Raw genomic sequence first — 2464 nt, 5'->3', positions numbered from 1 at the left:
GTTCATGCATGCGCCGACCGCGATCGTGCCGAGCGCCGACATCGCGCGTGCGCTGGCGCCGCTGGCGCGCGAGGCGAACGGCCGGCTGATGGCCTGCTGGCTCGGCGACGGCGCGGTGGCCGAGGCACGCCGCGTGTTCGCCGATGCCGGCGTGGCCGACTACGCGACGCCCGAGGAAGCGGTGAACGCGTTCTCGATGCTGCGCTGCTACCGGCACAACCAGGCCGTGCTGCTGGAGACGCCGTCGGCCAGCGCCAATGCGGTGCCGGACCGCGCCGCCGCGCGCCGCGTGATCATCGCGGCGCTACTCGACGGCCGCGAGATGCTGCAGGAGCACGAGGCCAAGGCGGTGCTCGCGGCCTACGGCATTCCGGTGGTGACGACGCTGCGCGTGACGGCCGATGCCGATGCGGCGGCCGGCGCGGCGGGCCGCATCGGCTACCCGGTGGTGTTGAAGATCGTCTCGCCCGACATCACGCACAAATCGGATGTGGGCGGCGTCGCGCTCGGCCTGGCCGACGAGGCCGCGCTGYGCGAGGCCGCGGCCCGCATGATCGAGCGGGTGCGCGCCGCGCAGCCGCAGGCCCGGGTCGGCGGCTTCACGGTGCAGGCGATGGCGAGCCGGCCGATGGCGCAGGAGCTGATCGTCGGCGCGAGCATCGACCCGAACTTCGGCCCGGTGCTGATGCTCGGCCACGGCGGCACGGCGGTGGAGGTGCGCGCCGACCGCGCGATCGGGCTGCCGCCGCTGAACCGGGCGCTGGCGCGCGAGCTGGTGTCGCGCACCCAGGTGTCGCGCCTGCTGGCGGGCTACCGCGACCATCCGGCGGCGCGGCTCGATGCGGTGGGCGATGCGCTGGTGGCGCTGTCGCAGATGCTGGCCGACCTGCCGGAGCTGGCCGAGCTCGACATCAACCCGCTGTGGGCCGACCACGACGGCGTGCTGGCGCTGGATGCGCGCATCCGGCTGAGCCGCGTGCCGGTGGCCGGTGCGGAGCGTTTCGCGATCCGGCCGTACCCCGATGCGCTGGTCGAGACCCTCGCGTGGCAGGGCGAGGCGCTGACGCTGCGGCCGGTGCGCCCGGAGGACGAGCCGGCGCACCGCCGCTTCGTCGAGCAGCTGAGCCCGGACGACCTGCGCTTCCGCTTCTTCAATGCGCGCCGCGAGCTGGCGCACAGCGAGCTGGCGCGGCTGACGCAGATCGACTATGCGCGCGAGATGGCCTTCATCGCGGTGCGTCCCGGCGCCGACGGCACGAGCGAGACGCTGGGCGTGGCGCGCGCGGCGGTCGATCCGGACAACCTCGAGGCCGAGTTCGCGGTCGTCGTGCGCAGCGACCTGCAGGGCCGGGGCCTGGGCCGGCTGCTGATGGACAAGCTGATCGCCTACCAGGCGGCGCAGGGCACGCAGCGCCTGGTGGGGCTGGTGCTGCGCGACAACGTGGCGATGCGTGCGTTCGTGCAGCGGCTGGGCTTCGAGGCCCAGGGCGGCGACAGCGACGCGGCGCGGCTGGTGCTGCCGCTGCAGGGGAAGCCGGTCAGCGGATGACGAGCACCGGCGTCCTGCAGTGGTTCAGCACGCGGTTCGTCACCGAGCCGAGCACCATCGAGCCGAGGGCGGAGTGGCCGTGCGAGCCCATCACGACGAGGTCGAAGCGGCCGCTGTCGGCCGTCTCGCTGATCACGGCGGGTGCGTGGCCGACCTTGTCGACGAAGGTGGCGTTCCAGCCTTGCTGGGCGATGAAGGCGCGCACCGGTTTCAGCACCTCGTCGGTCTCGGCGCGGTAGTAGTTCTCGACCGTCTCGCGGTCGAAGAAGCCCTTGGCACGCGGCGGCACCGGCATCGTGACGGTGAGCACGGTGTAGTCGTGGCCGGTGCCGAGGAACTCGTCGTGGGCGGCCAGGTAGGCCAGCATCTGCTTCGTGCAGGCGCTGCCGTCGACGGCCAGCAGGATCTTCATGGGGTCTCTCCTTCGCGGGTGGGGAAGCGGGGGTCAATGAACCATCAGCAGCGGCAGCTGCGCGGCGTGCATCAGCGAGCGCGTGGCGCCGCCGAGCACCTGTTCGCGCAGCCGGCCGTGGCCGTAGCAGCCCATCACGAGCCACTGGGCGCCGACCTGGGCGGCGAGCGCCATCAGTTCGTCGCCGATGGCACGGGGCTCGTGGTCGCGGTGGTGGACGACGGGTGTGATGCCGTGGGCATTCAGGTGGCCGGCGATGTCGAGGCCGCCGGCCGCGCCGACGACGGCGTTGCGCGACCAGCTGGCGACGTGCACTTCACGGGCCTGTGCGAGGAAGGGCAAGGCGGCGGTGACGGCGCGGGCGGCTTCGCGCGAGGGTTTCCAGGCGATCAGCATGCACTCGGGTGCGGAGCTGGCGGCGCCGTGGTCGGGCACGATGAGCGCGGGCTTGCCGCTCTCGATCAGCAGCGATTCGATGAAGCCGGCCGGCAGCTCATGCGGGG

3 protein-coding genes are annotated in these 2464 nt (G+C 73.0%); 1 reads left to right on the top strand and 2 read right to left on the bottom strand.

The genetic code is table 11. The features are described 5' to 3' along the window. Nucleotides 1-1549 (top strand): bifunctional acetate--CoA ligase family protein/GNAT family N-acetyltransferase (locus tag AC1D01_RS30070; protein ID WP_477872960.1); only part of this gene is annotated, 1549 nt, incomplete at its 5' end. Here AC1D01_RS30070 and AC1D01_RS30065 read toward each other — a convergent pair. Then, nucleotides 1539-1961 carry a universal stress protein gene (locus tag AC1D01_RS30065; RefSeq protein WP_477872958.1) on the bottom strand — a complete coding sequence of 141 codons (423 nt, stop codon included), beginning with the start codon at nucleotides 1959-1961 and terminating at the stop codon, nucleotides 1539-1541. The genes AC1D01_RS30070 and AC1D01_RS30065 overlap by 11 nt on opposite strands. Nucleotides 1962-1994: 33 nt before the next feature. Beyond that, a partial coding sequence (locus AC1D01_RS30060) for a universal stress protein (protein ID WP_477872956.1) occupies nucleotides 1995-2464 on the bottom strand: 470 nt, incomplete at its 5' end.

This window comes from Rhizobacter sp. P3_B12, from assembly GCF_056402895.1.
Note: the sequence above shows the minus strand (reverse complement) of the source record. Positions and strands in the feature narration are given on the sequence as shown.